The sequence below is a fragment of the Streptomyces sp. NPDC007971 genome, from assembly GCF_042958635.1.
Lineage (GTDB): Bacteria > Actinomycetota > Actinomycetes > Streptomycetales > Streptomycetaceae > Streptomyces.
The window spans coordinates 764,358-780,650 of sequence record NZ_JBIBJK010000001.1 but is presented as its reverse complement, the minus strand read 5'-3'; the positions used below and the strand labels follow the sequence as shown (position 1 = coordinate 780,650).

At 70.8% G+C, this 16,293-nt stretch carries 14 protein-coding genes; 4 read left to right on the top strand and 10 right to left on the bottom strand.

The window, feature by feature from the left end:
- Positions 1-7: 7 nt before the first annotated feature.
- On the bottom strand, positions 8-1,033 hold the full coding sequence (locus ACFZCP_RS03545; protein WP_391423617.1) for an ATP-dependent 6-phosphofructokinase: 1,026 nt from the start codon (positions 1,031-1,033) through the stop codon (positions 8-10).
- A gap of 277 nt (positions 1,034-1,310) precedes the next feature.
- Here ACFZCP_RS03545 and pta point away from each other — a divergent pair, with 277 nt between their 5' ends.
- The 3 genes from pta to pyk all read left to right on the top strand — a co-directional run bounded on the left by pta (position 1,311) and on the right by pyk (position 6,199).
- Positions 1,311-3,440 (top strand): phosphate acetyltransferase, encoded by a 2,130-nt coding sequence (pta, locus tag ACFZCP_RS03540; protein WP_391423616.1) that lies wholly within the window; start codon positions 1,311-1,313, stop codon positions 3,438-3,440.
- On the top strand, positions 3,437-4,642 hold the full coding sequence (locus tag ACFZCP_RS03535) for an acetate/propionate family kinase (RefSeq protein WP_391423614.1): 1,206 nt from the start codon (positions 3,437-3,439) through the stop codon (positions 4,640-4,642). Before pta ends, ACFZCP_RS03535 begins: the two co-directional genes overlap by 4 nt.
- 129 nt (positions 4,643-4,771) lie before the next feature.
- Positions 4,772-6,199 (top strand): pyruvate kinase, encoded by a 1,428-nt coding sequence (gene pyk, locus ACFZCP_RS03530; RefSeq protein WP_391423612.1) that lies wholly within the window; start codon positions 4,772-4,774, stop codon positions 6,197-6,199.
- A gap of 188 nt (positions 6,200-6,387) precedes the next feature.
- On the opposite strand, the gene ACFZCP_RS03525 is transcribed toward pyk, so the two are convergent.
- From ACFZCP_RS03525 to ACFZCP_RS03510, 4 genes are all read right to left on the bottom strand, one after another.
- The gene (locus tag ACFZCP_RS03525; protein WP_391423610.1) at positions 6,388-7,770 is read right to left on the bottom strand and encodes a hypothetical protein; all 1,383 of its coding nucleotides are present in this window, start codon (positions 7,768-7,770) and stop codon (positions 6,388-6,390) included.
- Positions 7,760-8,314 (bottom strand): DUF6114 domain-containing protein, encoded by a 555-nt coding sequence (locus tag ACFZCP_RS03520; RefSeq protein ID WP_362692457.1) that lies wholly within the window; start codon positions 8,312-8,314, stop codon positions 7,760-7,762. The genes ACFZCP_RS03525 and ACFZCP_RS03520 overlap by 11 nt, the downstream gene beginning before the upstream one ends.
- A gap of 117 nt (positions 8,315-8,431) precedes the next feature.
- Positions 8,432-9,070, bottom strand: a complete 639-nt coding sequence (locus tag ACFZCP_RS03515; protein WP_391423609.1) for a DUF6230 family protein — start codon at positions 9,068-9,070, stop codon at positions 8,432-8,434.
- A gap of 621 nt (positions 9,071-9,691) precedes the next feature.
- Positions 9,692-10,663, bottom strand: coding sequence for a tetratricopeptide repeat protein (locus ACFZCP_RS03510; RefSeq protein WP_391423607.1), 972 nt, complete (start codon positions 10,661-10,663; stop codon positions 9,692-9,694).
- Between the two features lie 209 nt (positions 10,664-10,872).
- On the opposite strand from ACFZCP_RS03510, the gene ACFZCP_RS03505 reads away from it, so the two are divergent.
- Positions 10,873-11,496, top strand: coding sequence for a TetR/AcrR family transcriptional regulator C-terminal ligand-binding domain-containing protein (locus ACFZCP_RS03505; protein ID WP_391423605.1), 624 nt, complete (start codon positions 10,873-10,875; stop codon positions 11,494-11,496).
- Between the two features lie 6 nt (positions 11,497-11,502).
- Here the strand turns inward: ACFZCP_RS03505 and ACFZCP_RS03500 are convergent, their stop codons facing one another.
- From ACFZCP_RS03500 to ACFZCP_RS03480, 5 genes are all read right to left on the bottom strand, one after another.
- Complete coding sequence (locus ACFZCP_RS03500; RefSeq protein WP_391423604.1) at positions 11,503-12,111, bottom strand: Imm52 family immunity protein; 609 nt, start codon at positions 12,109-12,111, stop codon at positions 11,503-11,505.
- 24 nt (positions 12,112-12,135) lie between these two features.
- The gene (locus ACFZCP_RS03495; protein ID WP_391423602.1) at positions 12,136-13,836 is read right to left on the bottom strand and encodes a methylmalonyl-CoA mutase family protein; all 1,701 of its coding nucleotides are present in this window, start codon (positions 13,834-13,836) and stop codon (positions 12,136-12,138) included.
- Positions 13,837-13,953: 117 nt separating this feature from the next.
- Positions 13,954-14,292: a DUF3817 domain-containing protein gene (locus ACFZCP_RS03490; RefSeq protein ID WP_391423600.1), complete on the bottom strand. Its 339-nt coding sequence runs from the start codon at positions 14,290-14,292 to the stop codon at positions 13,954-13,956.
- Positions 14,293-14,335: 43 nt separating this feature from the next.
- Positions 14,336-14,845, bottom strand: a complete 510-nt coding sequence (locus ACFZCP_RS03485) for a MarR family transcriptional regulator (RefSeq protein ID WP_362692435.1) — start codon at positions 14,843-14,845, stop codon at positions 14,336-14,338.
- A gap of 11 nt (positions 14,846-14,856) precedes the next feature.
- Complete coding sequence (locus ACFZCP_RS03480) at positions 14,857-16,098, bottom strand: MFS transporter (RefSeq protein WP_391423597.1); 1,242 nt, start codon at positions 16,096-16,098, stop codon at positions 14,857-14,859.
- Positions 16,099-16,293: the final 195 nt, after the last annotated feature.

Here is a 16,293-nt window from a genome sequence, read left to right as displayed (position 1 = left end):
AACCGTCCTAGAAGACGGACTCCGCCTCGTCCATCCGGTCCTTCGGCACCGTCTTCAGCTCGGTGACCGCCTCGGCGAGCGGGACCATCACGACGTCGGTGCCGCGCAGCGCGGTCATCCTGCCGAAGTCGCCGCGGTGCGCGGCCTCGACGGCGTGCCAGCCGAAGCGGGTGGCGAGGACGCGGTCGTAGGCGGTCGGGACGCCGCCGCGCTGGACGTGGCCGAGGATGACCGGCTTGGCCTCCTTGCCCAGGCGCCGCTCCAGCTCGTAGGCGAGCGCGGTGCCGATGCCCTGGAAGCGCTCGTGGCCGTACTGGTCGATCTCGCCCTTGCCGTAGTCCATGGTGCCCTCGACGGGGTGGGCACCCTCGGCGACGCAGACGACCGCGAACTTCTTGCCGCGGGCGAAGCGCTCCTCGACCATCTTGACCAGGTCGGCGGGGTCGAAGGGGCGCTCGGGCAGGCAGATGCCGTGGGCGCCGGCGGACATGCCGGACTCCAGGGCGATCCAGCCCGCGTGCCGGCCCATGACCTCGACGACCATCACGCGCTGGTGGGACTCGGCCGTGGTCTTCAGGCGGTCCATGGCCTCGGCGGCGACACCGACCGCGGTGTCGAAGCCGAAGGTGCGGTCGGTGGCGGAGATGTCGTTGTCGATGGTCTTCGGGACGCCGACGACCGGCAGGCCGGCGTCGGAGAGCATGCGGGCCGCGGTCAGGGTGCCCTCGCCGCCGATCGGGATCAGCGCGTCGATGCCGAACTCCTCGACCATGTCGGCGGCACCCTCGCAGGCCTCGCGCAGCCGGTCGCGCTCCAGGCGGGAGGAGCCGAGGATGGTGCCGCCGCGGGCCAGGATGCCGCTGACCGCGTCCAGGTCGAGTGAGCGGTAGTGGCGGTCGAGCAGACCCCGGTAGCCGTCCTCGAAGCCGATGACCTCGTCGCCGTACTGCGCCACCGCCCGGTGCACGACCGACCGGATCACGGCGTTCAGGCCGGGGCAGTCGCCACCTGCGGTGAGAACTCCGATGCGCATCGTGCTGTATCTCCTGCTCGCTGTCGGTACCGGTGAGCCAATGCGATTCTTTCACGTCCGCCGGGGCAGCGAGGTCCTGACGGGCGCCTTATCCGGCACCGGAGGTATTGTCAAGAGGGTCCTGCTCACCGTGGTGGGCGATTTTTATGCCGCAGACGAGACAGCACCGCCCAGGCACCACGACCGGGCCTTCACCGGGCCACCACCGCCGAGGCGCCACCACCGCACCACCACCGCCGAGGCACCACCACCGAGACACAGGAAACGGAGTGCACACGTGACGCGCAGCGTGTACGTGACCGGGATCGACCGCGGCGACGGCCGCCAGGTAGTCGAGCTGGGGGTCATGGAGCTGCTGACCCGGCAGGTCGACCGGGTGGGAGTGTTCCGTCCGCTCGTGCACCACAGTCCCGATCGCCTGTTCGAACTGCTGCGGGCGCGGTACCGCCTCTCCCAGGATCCGGCGACCGTCTACGGCATGGACTACCACGAGGCGTCCGCGCTCCAGGCCGAGCAGGGCACGGACGAGCTGGTCTCCACGCTGGTCGACCGCTTCCACCTGGTGGCCCGGGACTACGACGTCGTCCTCGTCCTCGGCACCGACTTCGCCGACACCCAGCTGCCCGACGAGCTGTCCCTGAACGCCCGCCTCGCCAACGAGTTCGGCGCCTCCGTGATCCCCGTGGTCGGCGGCCGCAGGCAGACGGCCGAGTCCGTGCTGGCCGAGACGCGCAACGCCTACCGGGCGTACGACGGGCTCGGCTGCGACGTGCTCGCCATGGTCGCCAACCGGGTGGCCCGCGAGGACCGCGACGAGATCGCCGAGCGGCTCACGAACCGCCTGCCGGTGCCCACGTACGTGCTGCCCGACGAGCCCGCGCTGTCCGCGCCGACCGTCGCGCAGATCGCCCATGCCCTCGACGCCAAGGTGCTGCTCGGCGACGACTCCGGGCTCGCCCGGGACGCGCTCGGCTTCGTCTTCGGCGGGGCGATGCTGCCGAACTTCCTGAGCGCCCTGACCCCGGGCTGCCTGGTCGTGACCCCGGGCGACCGCGCCGACCTGGTCGTCGGCTCGCTGGCCGCGCACAGCGCCGGCACCCCGCCGATAGCCGGCGTGCTGCTGACCCTGAACGAGGTGCCGCGCGAGGAGATCCTCACGCTGGCCGCCCGGCTCGCCCCGGGCACCCCGGTGCTCTCGGTCCCCGGCACCAGTTTCCCCACCGCCGAGCACCTCTTCGCCATGGAGGGGAAGATGACGGCGGCCACCCCGCGCAAGGCGGAGACCGCGCTCGGCCTGTTCGAGCGGTACGCCGACACCACGGACCTGGCCCGCCGGGTCTCGGCGCCGAGCACCGACCGGGTCACCCCGATGATGTTCGAGCACCAGCTGCTCGAACAGGCCCGCTCGGACAAGCGCAGGGTCGTCCTCCCGGAGGGCACCGAGGAGCGGGTGCTGCGCGCGGCCGAGGTGCTGTTGCGCCGCGGGGTGTGCGACCTGACCCTGCTCGGACCCGTCGACCAGATCCGCAAGAAGGCCGCCGACCTGGGCATCGACCTCGGCGACTGCCAGCTGATCGACCCGGCCACCAGCGAGCTGCGCGACTCCTTCGCCGAGCAGTACGCCCGGCTGCGCGCCCACAAGGGGGCGACGGTGGAGCTGGCCTACGACGTCGTCTCCGACGTGAACTACTTCGGCACGCTGATGGTCCAGGAGGGCCTGGCCGACGGCATGGTGTCCGGCTCGGTGCACTCGACCGCGGCCACCATCCGGCCCGCCTTCGAGATCATCAAGACGAAGGGGGCCGCGCCCGGCGCGGCAGGGGACGGGCGGGCGCAGCCGGAGTCCTCGATCGTCTCCTCGGTCTTCTTCATGTGCCTGGCGGACAAGGTGCTGGTCTACGGCGACTGCGCGGTCAACCCGCACCCGAACGCCGAGCAGCTGGCGGACATCGCCGTCCAGTCGGCGGGCACCGCGGCCCAGTTCGGCGTGGAGCCGCGGATCGCGATGCTGTCGTACTCCACCGGCACGTCGGGCTCGGGCGCCGATGTCGACAAGGTGCGCGAGGCGACCGAGCTGGCGCGCTCGCGGCGGCCGGACCTGAAGATCGAGGGGCCGATCCAGTACGACGCGGCCGTGGAGCCGTCCGTCGCCGCGACCAAGCTTCCCGGGTCCGAGGTCGCCGGGCAGGCCAGCGTGCTGATCTTCCCCGACCTCAACACCGGCAACAACACCTACAAGGCCGTGCAGCGCTCGGCCGGCGCGATCGCCGTCGGCCCGGTCCTGCAGGGCCTGCGCAAGCCGGTCAACGACCTGTCCCGGGGCGCGCTCGTCCAGGACATCGTCACCACCGTCGCCATCACGGCGATCCAGGCCCAGCACCTCGACCAGAAGGCGTCCGAGCAGTGACCTCCCCCACCCGTGTCCTCGTCCTCAACTCCGGCTCCTCGTCGGTGAAGTACCAGCTGCTGGACATGCGGGACAGCAGCCGGCTGGCGGTAGGTCTGGTCGAGCGCATCGGCGAGCAGACCTCGCGGCTCAAGCACACCTGCGCGGCCACGGGCGCCACCCGTGAGCACACCGGCCCGATCGCCGACCACGACGCGGCGCTCAAGGCGGTCGCCGAGGAGCTGGCCCGCGACGGCCTGGGCCTGGACTCGCCGCAGCTGGCCGCGATCGGGCACCGGGTGGTGCACGGCGGCCTGTTCTTCACCGAGCCCACCGTCATCGACGACGAGGTGCTCACCGAGATCGAGCGGCTGATCCCCGTGGCGCCGCTGCACAACCCGGCCAACCTGACCGGCATCCGCACCGCGCAGGCGCTGCGCCCCGACCTGCCGCAGGTCGCCGTCTTCGACACGGCGTTCCACACGACGATGCCGCAGTCCGCGGCGCGTTACGCGATCGACCCGAAGATCGCGGACCGGCACCGCATCCGCCGCTACGGCTTCCACGGCACCTCGCACGCGTACGTCTCCCGGGAGACCGCGCGCCTGCTGGGCAAGGACCCCTCCGAGGTGAACGTGATCGTGCTGCACCTGGGCAACGGCGCCTCGGCGTCGGCGGTCCGGGAGGGCCGGTGCGTGGACACCTCCATGGGGCTGACGCCGCTGGAGGGTCTCGTGATGGGTACGCGGTCCGGTGACCTGGATCCCGCCGTCATCTTCCATTTGGAGCGCGTTGGCGGAATGTCCACGGACGAGATCGACACTCTTCTCAACAAGAGGAGCGGTCTGTTCGGGCTGTGCGGGGACAATGACATGCGGGAGATCCGCCGCCGCGTCGACGAGGGCGACGAAGAGGCGCGGCTCGCCTTCGACATTTACATTCACCGGCTCAAGAAGTACATCGGCGCCTATTACGCGGTACTCGGCCGGGTGGACGCGGTCGCGTTCACGGCGGGGGTCGGTGAGAACGCCGCCCCGGTGCGGGAGGCTGCGATCGCGGGCCTGGAGACGCTCGGCCTGGCGGTCGACAGCGGGCTGAACGCCGTACGCAGCGGTGAGCCGCGGCTGATCTCGCCCGGGTCCGCGCGGGTGGCGGTCGCCGTGGTGCCGACCGACGAGGAACTGGAGATCGCCACACAGACCTACGCGCTGGTCGGGCGGTAACAATATGCGGCTCCGCCGCGTGGGAGCTGAGCAATACACCGGAGTAACACGCCTGAGCGCATGTCCGCCCATTTGTATCTTCCGCCAGACGGAATATTCCGCAGCGAAACAAACCGATAGGATCGCCCCATGCGCCGTTCGAAAATCGTCTGTACTCTCGGCCCCGCGGTCGACTCCCACGAGATGCTCGTCTCGATGATCGAGGCCGGCATGAATGTGGCCCGGTTCAACTTCAGCCACGGCACCCACGCCGAGCACCAGGCGCGGTACGACCGCGTCCGGGCCGCGTCGAAGGAGACCGGCCGGGCCATCGGTGTCCTCGCCGACCTGCAGGGCCCCAAGATCCGTCTGGAGACCTTCGCCGAGGGTCCGGTCGAGCTGGAGCGCGGTGACGAGTTCGTCATCACGACCGACGACGTGCCGGGCGACAAGCACATCTGCGGTACGACGTACAAGGGGCTGCCGGGCGACGTCTCGCGCGGCGACCAGGTCCTGATCAACGACGGCAACGTCGAGCTGAAGGTCGTGGACGTCGACGGCCCGCGGGTGAAGACGATCGTCATCGAGGGCGGTGTCGTCTCCGACCACAAGGGCATCAACCTGCCCGGCGCGGCGGTCAACGTCCCGGCGCTGTCCGAGAAGGACATCGAGGACCTGCGCTTCGCGCTCCGCATGGGCTGCGACATGGTCGCGCTGTCCTTCGTCCGCGACGCCAAGGACGTGCAGGACGTCCACCGCGTGATGGACGAGGAGGGCCGCCGTGTCCCGGTGATCGCCAAGGTCGAGAAGCCGCAGGCGGTCGAGAACATGGAGGACGTCGTCATGGCGTTCGACGGCGTGATGGTCGCCCGTGGCGACCTCGCCGTCGAGTACCCGCTGGAGAAGGTCCCGATGGTGCAGAAGCGCCTGGTGGAGATGTGCCGGCGCAACGCCAAGCCGGTGATCGTGGCGACCCAGATGATGGAGTCGATGATCACCAACTCGCGGCCGACCCGCGCCGAGGCCTCCGACGTGGCCAACGCGATCCTGGACGGCGCGGACGCGGTCATGCTCTCGGCCGAGTCGAGCGTGGGCGCCTACCCGGTCGAGACCGTCAAGACGATGTCGAAGATCGTCGTCGCGGCGGAGGGGGAGCTGCTCTCCAAGGGCCTGCAGCCCCTCGTCCCCGGCAAGAAGCCGCGTACACAGGGCGGTTCGGTCGCCCGCGCGGCCTGCGAGATCGCCGACTTCCTCGGCGGCAAGGGGCTGATCGCCTTCACCCAGTCCGGTGACACCGCCCGCCGGCTGTCCCGCTACCGCGCGGCCCAGCCGATCCTCGCCTTCACCACCGACGAGGGCACCCGCAACCAGCTGACCCTCAGCTGGGGCGTGGAGCCCCACATCGTCCCGTTCGTCAACAGCACCGACGAGATGGTCGACATGGTCGACCAGGAGCTGGCCGGGCTGGGCCGCTTCAACCCCGGTGACACGGTGATCATCACCGCCGGCTCGCCCCCCGGCGTCCCCGGCACCACCAACATGGTCCGTGTGCACCACGTGGGCGGCCAGACCGGCTGACGCCCCGCCCGCAAGGGCTCTGTACGGCGCCGAGGGCGCCCCCTGGGACCAGGGGGCGCCCTCGGTCGTCCGGGTCCGCGAGGGCTCGGGCCTCGGCCCGCCTCCCGCGGAACGTGACGTGGCCCGGTCCCCCACGGATGGGGGACCGGGCCACGGCGTGCGGCTCCCGAACGGGCTTGTGCGGGCGCTCAGTCGGTGGTGTACACGTGCATGCCGGGCACGTGCAGGGAGCCGCCGAACTGGGCCGCCTGGACCACCTTCACATGGGTGAAGTAGATCAGCGGGATGTTGAGCGGGGGCGGGCTGTCCGGGCTGAACGTCACGGGGATCAGGCCGAACAGGTTGCCCGAGATGCTCTCGGTGTACATCACGGTGTCGCCGTTGCGGATCGTGGACGTCGAGCCGGCGGAGGCCTGCACGTGGTAGGTCTTGCCCGACTGCTTGTCGTTCACGGTCTGGTGCAGGTCGCCGATGTCCGTACCGCCGGAGATGACGTACTTCAGCACCTTCTTCGTGGTGCCGCCGGCCGTCTTCACCTCGACGATGCCCTGGTAGTCGGCACCCTTGAGCAGCAGCGAACTGGCGTTCAGGTACCAGGGGTCGTCCGCCACCGGCACCTTGTTGTCGACGCCGCTCTGGTCGTCGGTGGCCGCCTTGCAGTCGTCCGCGGACGTCGTGGAGCTCGCGGACGGGCTGGGCGTGGCCGACGCGGCCGCGTCACCGGCCGCCTTGGTCGCGTCCGTGGCCGCCGTGGTCGTGTCCTTGACCGCGTCGGTCGTGTCCTTGACCGTCTTGGAGGCCGTGTCGGTGGTGTCCTTCACGGTGTCCGCGGCCTTGTCGGCGACCTTGGTCACCGTGTCCCCGGCCGTTCCGGCGGAGCCGGTCCTGCCGGAGTCGGTCTTCGCCGAGTCGGCCGACGAGGACGACGCGGACGGCGTCGGACTCGCGGACGTGCCGGAGTCCTTGCCGCCACCGGTGAGGACGTTGCCGATGTCACCGATGGTGGTGCCGATGGTGTCCAGCAGACCGCCACCGCTGCTCTGGCTCGCCGACGGAGCGGGCGTGGCCGTGTCACCGCTGCCGGAGTCCGAGGAGCCCGACCCCGCACCGGAGCCGGAGGACGGCGTCGGCTTGGGCGTGGCCTTCTCGCCGGAACCTGAATCCGACGAAGAGGTCGGGCCCGAGCCCGTGGTGTCCTTCGCGCCCTTGGCGTCCTTGCCGTCGGCGGAGGCCGTCGGGGTCGGCGTGGGCGTGCCGGTGGACTCGCTCGCCGACGGCGAGGGCGAGGCCGACGCGTCCTTGGAGCCGTCCAGCGCCTTGACGCAGTCCTTGTACTCCGCGGCCTTCTGGCTGTTGGAGGTGGACGTGCCGCCGTTGTCGGCGAGGGCGAGACTCGACGTGAAGCCCATCCCCATCAGGACGGCGGTGGGCATCGCCACGGAGGCGATCGCCTTGCCGGCCGGCATGTGGAACCTGGTGAACAGCGGCTTCCTGGGTGCCGCGTGGCGGGGCCCGGTTCTCTCACGGGACCCGTCCACATCGGTCCCGTGGGCCACCTCGTCAGCCGGCACTGTGCCTCCCGTTCGCCCCGTTGGCCGGGCTCGTTCCTGACAGGTCACTCATCGCGTTCACCCCGTCCGCTCCCTGAAAGGGCAGCGGTGCGGCCTCGGGGGAACCGCCCTCGCCCGGTGCGGCTTCGGCCGGCGGCTCCGGCTGCGGCGGCGCGCCCGGCGCCCAGGCCACGGCCATCGCTCCGCCGATGAGGGCGAGCACGAAGCCCATGACGAAGCCGCCGAAGTTGGACACGGGCAGGGACACCAGCGCCAGCAGGATCGCGGCGACGCCGGCGAAGGTTCGTACGTGCTTCTGGAACCAGAGGCTGATGCCCAGGACGATGAGCAGCACGCCGATGATCAGGGATCCCGCTCCGGCGGTGGTCGCCATGGCCAGCGTCAGATGACCGAGCTGGAGATGGAAGTACGGGAAGTACATGATCGGAATGCCGCTGAGCAGGACGTACAGGCCGGCCCAGAACGGACGGGTGCCCCGCCAGGCGCGGAACTGCAGCCTCCGGGCGGTGAACTGGCCGGTTGCGGCAGGAGTCTCTGCGCTCATGGAAAACAGCTCCCTGGTGCGGCGTTGCTGTGGTGGTGATGTGTGCCGCGCGTGAAGACGCGGCCGGAGTGTGGACGGGCGGGGGCGCCACCGGCTCCCCCGCCCATCAGCGAGTGCTCAGTAGCACTCGTGCGAACCCGTCGACACGGACATCTTCAGGCCGCTCAGCTTGAAGGTTCCGGCGGTGGTGGCCCACGCCGTCTGCTTCACGTGCTCCAGCGTGGCCTTGTCGGCCTGCTGCGCGAAGCCGTACGGGTTGGCCTGCTCGCCCCCGCCCTTCATGCCCGGACCCTTGCCGGCGTCCTTGGCGGCCACACCGATGTCGATGTTGTCGAACGTCGCATCGGCGTTGAGGTCGGCAACATCGATGTAGATGTTGTCGGCCTGGACCTTGTCGGCACCCGCGCCGCCGGCCCTCAGGATCAGGCTGACGGATCCGAAGATCGGCACGTCCGGGGTGACCACGGACTGGCACAGGTTGGTGATGTCGGCGTGCTTGAAGGCCGAGACGGCCACCGGGTGGGCCGTCTTCTTGCCGTCCATCGAGTAACCGCTGTCGATGGCGCCGTACTGCGAGAAGCCGGTACCCACCAGCTCATCGGCCGACACCTTGAACGACTGTCCGGAAACGCTGAACGAAGCGGCGAGAGCGCCCTGCGCGAGGGCGACACCTATCGCGGCCGTCGCGGCCACGCTGGGCACCATGACCACAGCGAAGCGCTTCCATCTGGTCCCGCCACGCACCTGGGACTCCATATTTCCTCCTTCTCGGACGTACATCTCCTGGCCCGGACTCGCCCCAGTCGGCGGCTCAGCCAGGCAGGGATGGGAGAAGTGCTACGTCCTCGGGAAGGAGAGCGCCTGCACTCGGAGGCACGAACCGCGCCCGAATAACCGGCGATCACCCCCGAGCGACAACCACTGGTCGCGCCTGACACGCATCACGCACAACCTTCTGGACAGGCTTCGCCGTACGGCGAAGACCCCCCTGTCCTAGAGCCGGCGCCACTGCCGCCGACTCTGCTCGGTGGGGACCCAGAGTCTCCCGTGACCCGACCGGTTGCCGGGGTGCGGGAATGGACCGAGCGTCGCCGATCGTGGTGCATTCTCGCGCCGGGCACAAGGGGGTTCGTTACTGGCTAGTAACGGCCGGATAACCGAACAACGACCCAGAGGTCTCGGAGTACCACCCTCGGTGGCATCAGAGGGCAGAGCAAAGCCGTTGATCCCTGGACGAAACCAGACAGATCAACGGCTCTGATTTACTCCGAGTAACAGCGGCCCCGATTACCAAGATTCGGTAAAGCGGAGCCGCCCTGACACCTCGTCGGCAAATCTTTCACCTCGGCGTCACAAGCCGTGGCGTTTAGTAACTGGTCAGAACAGCGCCCGCGCCAGCGCCCTGCGCGCCCCGACCACCCGCGGGTCCTCGGGGCCCACGACCTCGAACAGCTCCAGAAGGCGACGGCGCACCGTGTCCCGCTCGTCACCCACCGTGCGCCGCACGGTCTCGATGAGCCGCCCGAAGGCGTCCTCCACATGACCGCCCACCAGGTCGAGGTCGGCGGCGGCGATCTGCGCGGCGACGTCGGCCGGCTTCTCGGCCCCCTCCTTGCGCACCTGCTGCGGGTCCATGCCCTGCACACGCTGGAGCAACTCCGCCTGAGCGAGACCCAGTTTGGCCTCCGTGTTGGCCGGGTCGTCGCTCAGCACGTTCTGGTAGGCCTGGACGGCACCGCCCAGGTCCCCCGCGTCCAGCGCCTGGACGGCGGCCTCCAGCAGGGCGTCGTACGGTCCGACGGGCGCCGCCTGCTGCGGGACGCCGCCGGGCTGTGCGTCGGGGTCGACGGTCAGGCCGGTCAGGCCGAAGCGCTCCTCGGCGACCTGCACCAGCTGGTCCAGGGTCTGGCGGATCTGCTGCTCGTCGACGGCTCCCTGGAAGAGCGGCAGCGCCTGCCCCGCCACCACGGCGAAGACGGCCGGGATCCCCTGGACCCCGAACTGCTGCATCAGCATCTGGTTGGCGTCGACGTCGATCTTGGCGAGCAGGAAGCGCCCGCCGTACTCGACGGCCAGTCGCTCCAGGACCGGGCTCAGCTGCTTGCAGGGCTGACACCACTCGGCCCAGAAGTCGATGACGACGGGTACTTCGGCGGAGCGCTGCAGGACTTCGCGTTCGAATCCCGCCTCATCGACGTCGATGACGAGATCGGCGGGGGAGACTGCCCCCGCCCCGCCCTGCCGGGCGGTTTCGGCGCGCACCTGCTCGGCCTTGGTCTTGGCGTCCTGGGCCGCCTTCACCGCGGCGAGGTCGACGACACCGCTCATGGACATGTTCCGTGGCTGCATGCGTCTATCCTCCCCCGATCCGGTGCATGAAGGAAAAAGTGGTGTGGGTGGCGCGGGGTCCCCACCCGGCGCCGGTGGTCGTCGCTCGTGTACGTCCCTCACGAGCTTTCGCTACGACCCGTAGCGTAATGCCATGCGGGGCCCCCGCGACACCACGCCCCGGTGATCTCTCTCACGACGCCGGGAGAACGGCCGGTTATGGTCGTGGGATGCAGAGCCGCACCCCCGCCAGCCGACCCGGACGCCCGCGCAGCGCCGCCGCGGATGCCGCGATCCTTGCGGCCACGCGCCAGGCGCTGGTGGAGCTGGGCTGGTCCAGGCTCACCCTCGGAGACGTGGCGACGCGGGCCGGGGTTGCAAAGACGACGCTCTATCGCCGCTGGGCCGGCAAGCACGAGCTGGTGGTGGACGCGGTCGCCGAACTCTTCGACGAGCTGGAACTGCCCGACCGCGGCAGCCTGGCCGCCGACATCGAGGGCGTGGTCCTGCAGTTCGCGGCGATCCTGGCGCGTCCGGAGGCCAAGAGCGGCCTGATGGCGGTCGTCGCCGAGTCGACCCGCGACGACGCGCTGCGCGAGCGCATCCGCGCGTCCATCGTGGAACGCCAGATGGGCCTGGTCCTGGAGGGCCGCTCGCGGGCCCAGTGCCGTGGCGAACTCCCGCCGGAACCGGACCAGGTGGAGGCCGCCCGCACGGGGGACCTGATCTTCGACATGGTGGCGGGAGCGGTCGTCCACCGCACGCTGGTGAGCGGCAAGCCGGCGGACGCGGAGTGGGTGCACGACTTCACACGGGTACTGCTGCTCGGGCTCACGGGCGCCGCGGAGGGCTGAGCCGGATCACCCCGCCCACGGGCGGGTCAGCAGCGTTCCGCGCCCGAGCTTTCGTACGGCGAGGCCGGGAACCTCCGCCAGGATCTCCGCCGGAGACCCGGCCACGTAGGTGGCGAGGCCGGTGGGCCGGCTCCGCCGCCACCCGCTCTCGGCCTCCCACGCCGAGAGACCGATGAAGGTGGCCCACTCCGGCTCCCACGCGCCGGCCACCGCCTCCAGCAGGCCCTCGACCACCTCGGGGCCCAGGTCCTGCAGCACGGTCCCGGCAGGCTCCCTGAACCACAGGAAGGCGGAGTTGTCGATGCCCGACATTCCGTCGCGGCCGCTGTCGACGGAGAGCGACTTGTCCTGGGACGGGGACATGAGGACCAGCCGGAAGCCCCGTCCGCCTTCGTCGCAGGCCCGTACGAACGGCTCCAGCTCCGCCGGCTCCGGGCGCAGCGGCCAGGACTCCGGGGGGACGCTCTCATCGTCGCCGACCAGGCCGTCCCAGTCCCGCAGACCGGGGTGCAGAGCGCCCAGCCCGGTCAGGAACAGGGCCAGCCGCTCGGCACACCGGGACGCGGACTCCGGTCTGCCTCCCCAGCGGGAGGCCAGCACCGTCTCGTCGGTCACGATCCCCCCCTGTGCCCGCCGGGCTCAGAAGCCGGCCGGCTCCGTGTACACCCCCCACTCGTCCCGCAGCACCCCGCAGATCTCGCCCAGCGTGGCCTCCGCACGGACGGCGTCCAGCATAGGACCGATCATGTTGGAGCCGTCGCGCGCAGCGGCCAGCATGCTGTCCAGCGCCGCCCGCACCGCGCCCTCGTCCCGCCCGGCCTTGCGCCCGGCGAGCATCCGCACCTGCTCCCGCTCCACCTCGTGGCTGACCCGCAGGATCTCCAGGTCCCCGGTGACCGACCCGGTGTGGACGTTGACGCCCACGACCCGCTTCTCACCCTTCTCCAGCGACTGCTGGTAGCGGAAGGCGGACTCGGCGATCTCCCCGGTGAACCAGCCGTCCTCGATCCCGCGCAGGATGCCCGAGGTGATCGGCCCGATCGGGTGCTGCCCGTCGGGGTGTGCCCGCAGTCCCCGCTCCCTTATCTGCTCGAAGATCTTCTCCGCGTCCGCCTCGATGCGGTCCGTCAGCTGCTCGATGAACCAGGAACCGCCCAGCGGGTCGGCCACGTTGGCGACGCCGGTCTCCTCCATCAGCACCTGCTGCGTGCGCAGCGCGATCTCCGCCGCCTGCTCGCTCGGCAGTGCGAGGGTCTCGTCCAGGGCGTTGGTGTGCAGCGAGTTGGTCCCGCCGAGCACCGCGGCCAGCGCCTCCACGGCCGTACGCACCACGTTGTTGTACGGCTGCTGGGCCGTCAGCGAGACACCCGCGGTCTGGGTGTGGAAGCGCAGCCACTGCGCCTTCTCGCTCTTGGCGCCGTACACGTCCCGCATCCAGCGCGCCCAGATGCGCCGCGCCGCGCGGAACTTGGCGATCTCCTCGAAGAAGTCGAGGTGCGCGTCGAAGAAGAAGGACAGGCCGGGCGCGAACACGTCGACGTCGAGCCCGCGCGAGAGGCCCAGCTCGACGTACCCGAACCCGTCCGCGAGCGTGTAGGCCAGTTCCTGGGCGGCCGTCGCCCCGGCCTCGCGGATGTGGTAGCCGGAGACGGACAGCGGCTTGTAGGCGGGGATGCCGGCCGCGCAGTGCTCCATGAGGTCGCCGATGAGGCGCAGGTGCGGCTCCGGCTGGAAGAGCCACTCCTTCTGGGCGATGTACTCCTTGAAGATGTCGGTCTGCAGCGTGCCGTTGAGCACCGCCGGGTCCACACCCTGCCGCTCGGCGGCGACCAGGTACATGCAGAAGACGGGCACGGCGGGCCCGCTGATGGTCATGGAGGTCGTGACGTCGCCGAGCGGGATGTCCTTGAACAGGACCTCCATGTCGGCGGCGGAGTCGATGGCCACCCCGCAGTGCCCGACCTCGCCGAGCGAGCGCGGGTCGTCGGAATCGCGGCCCATGAGAGTCGGCATGTCGAAGGCCACGGACAGACCCCCGCCGCCCGCGGCGAGGATCATCTTGTAGCGCTCGTTGGTCTGCTCGGCGTTGCCGAACCCGGCGAACTGCCGGATCGTCCAGGTGCGCCCGCGGTAGCCGGTCGGATGGAGCCCGCGCGTGAAGGGGTACTCCCCGGGCCAGCCGATCCGCTCGAATCCCTCGTACGTGTCGCCCGGTCGGGGCCCGTACACCGGCTCCACGGGGTCGCCGGAGAGCGTGGTGAAGTCTGCGTCGCGCTTGCGCGCGGCGTCGTATCGGGCCTGCCAGCGACGGCGGCCCTCCTCGATGGCGTGAGCGTCCATACCCCCGAATTTACTAGGACGTCCAAGTAAATGTCGATGGGCAACCGCCGCACGGGTGCCGTACGGCGGTGACGGCCCGGAGCGGACCGGGGGCCCGGCGGCGACCGGAGCGGGTTTCTAGGCCTTGGCGACGGCCGGAGCCGGGGTGGCCGCCTTGGCCTCCAGCTCGCGGCTGATCTTCCGCTCGACGAAGAAGGCGGCGGTCGGGATCGTCCCCGCCAGCAGCACCCACAGCTGCTTGCCGACCGGCCACTTCGCCTTGGAGCCCAGGTCGAAGGCGAAGACCAGGTAGACGACATACAGCCAGCCGTGGGCGATGGCGACGACCCGGGTGACGTCGGCGGCACCGTCGACGTCCAGCCCGTACTTCGCGATCATGCTCAGGCACAGCAGGACCAGCAGCACACCGGTGACATAGGCCAGGACGCGGTAGCGGGTCAGCACGCTCTTCTTCATGCCGACGAGCGTAACCACCCGTTCCGGGAGATCTTGCCCCGGGTCACTCCTCGTCGAAATCGTGTGCCGCGATCCGCAGCGGACGGAGCAACGCGAAGATCTCCCCGCACTCCTCGGCGTCGTAGGCTCCGAGGCCGAAATCCATCGCCATCAGGTCGCGGGTGGCCGCGTCGACCACCTCGCGGCCCTTGTCGGTGATGACCGCGAGGGTGCCGCGGCCGTCGTTGGGGTTGGGGCGCTTGGCCACCAGACCGGACTTCACCAGCCGGTCGACGGTGTTCGTCACGGAGGTGGGGTGCACCATGAGCCGCTCGCCGATCTTGGACATCGGCAGCTCGCCGGCCTTGGAGAAGGTGAGCAGCACCAGCGCCTCGTAGCGCGCGAAGGTCAGACCGTACGGCTTGACCACCGCGTCGACCTCGGCCAGCAGGATCTGCTGCGCCCGCATGATCGAGGTGATCGCGGCCATCGCGGGCACGTTTCCCCAGCGCTGTTTCCAGAGCTCGTCGGCACGGGCGATGGGGTCGAAGGGAAGGCTGAGAGGCTTGGGCACGCCATCAGACCCTACCGGCTGGTCATATGCCGGTCAGCCCCGTCTCGGCTTTCGGTCGCCCGGCAGGCCAGGGCGAGGGCGCCGCAGCACAGCACACCGAGCGCCCCGGCCCCCACGACGGCCGCCCGCACCCCCATGACCTGGGCCGCTGCCCCCGCCAGCGCCATCCCGACGCCCTGGATCGTCATCAGCCCGGCGCTGAGCACGGTCATGGCCCGCCCGCGCAGCTCCTCGGGCACCGCCCGGACGAACCACTGGTCCAGGCCCAGCGTGTACGCCGATCCCGCCCCGGACAGGAGCAGGAGGAGCAGGGAGGGCACGAGGCCGGGGTGCAGCGCGTAGCCGAGGTAGGGCAGCAGGGTCAGGCAGAGCAGCGGCAGCGCGATCCGCTCCCGGGCCGCGGGACCGAGCCGCGCCCCGGCGTACAGCTCGCCGGCCACCGTGCCGACGGGCAGGGCGCACATCAGCAGGCCGAGGCCGGCGGATCCGGCGCCGAGCGCGTCGGCGTAGGGCGCGGCCAGCGCCTCGGGGACGACGGAGAACATCGCGGGCATCCAGAACAGCAGGAGCAGCACGCGGACGCGCCGGTCGGCGAAGAGGCGGCGGGCGCCGGGCCCGGGCTCCCCCGGCTGCCGGGCGCGGGCGGGCCGGTGGCGGGTGCCGAGGCGCAGCAGCGCGGCCGAGGCGAGGAAGGTACCGACGGTGATCAGCAGCGCGTGCCGCGGACCGACGACCGTGAGGAGCAGACCGCCGAGGCCGTATCCGACCAGCAGCGCGCTCTGGGCGACGATCCGCAGCAGGGAGCGGCCGAGCACGAACGGCTCGCCGCCGCCGAGGACGTCCGCGAGGGTCGCCATCCGGGTGCCGGCGAACACCGGCGCGACGACGGCGAGGCAGCAGCGCAGTGCGAGCAGGACGGCGATGTCCGCGCCCGGGGCCACCATCAGCGCGACGCATCCCGCGCACACCAGGTCGCAGGTCACCAGCACCCGCCGGGCCGGGAGGCGGTCGGCGACCGAGGCGAGCAGGGTGCCGCCGACCGCGTGGGGCAGGAAGCCGACCGCGAAGGTGAGCGCGCTCATCAGGGGCGAGCGGGTGAGGTCGTAGACGAGGACGGACAGCGCGATCTCGCTGACGATCACGCCGAGCATGGACAGGACGTGGGCGGCGAAGACCGCCCGGAACTCGGGTACGGCGAGGACGCGGCCGTAGCCGGCGCGCGCGGGCGCCACGGCCTCGGAGGATGCGGACATGCCGCGCAGCGTGCCCACGCCCGCCCCCGTCGGCGTAGAGTTTCGGCCCAGCCCGAATGTTCCGGCCCCACCGCTCCGGCCCGCCGCTCCGGCCCGAGCGCTCCGGGCTGAATGTTCCGGGCTGAATGTTCCGGGCCGAATGTTCCAGGAGGCGAGCGCTCCGGGCCGAGTACTCCAGGGGGAGCGCTCCGGGCC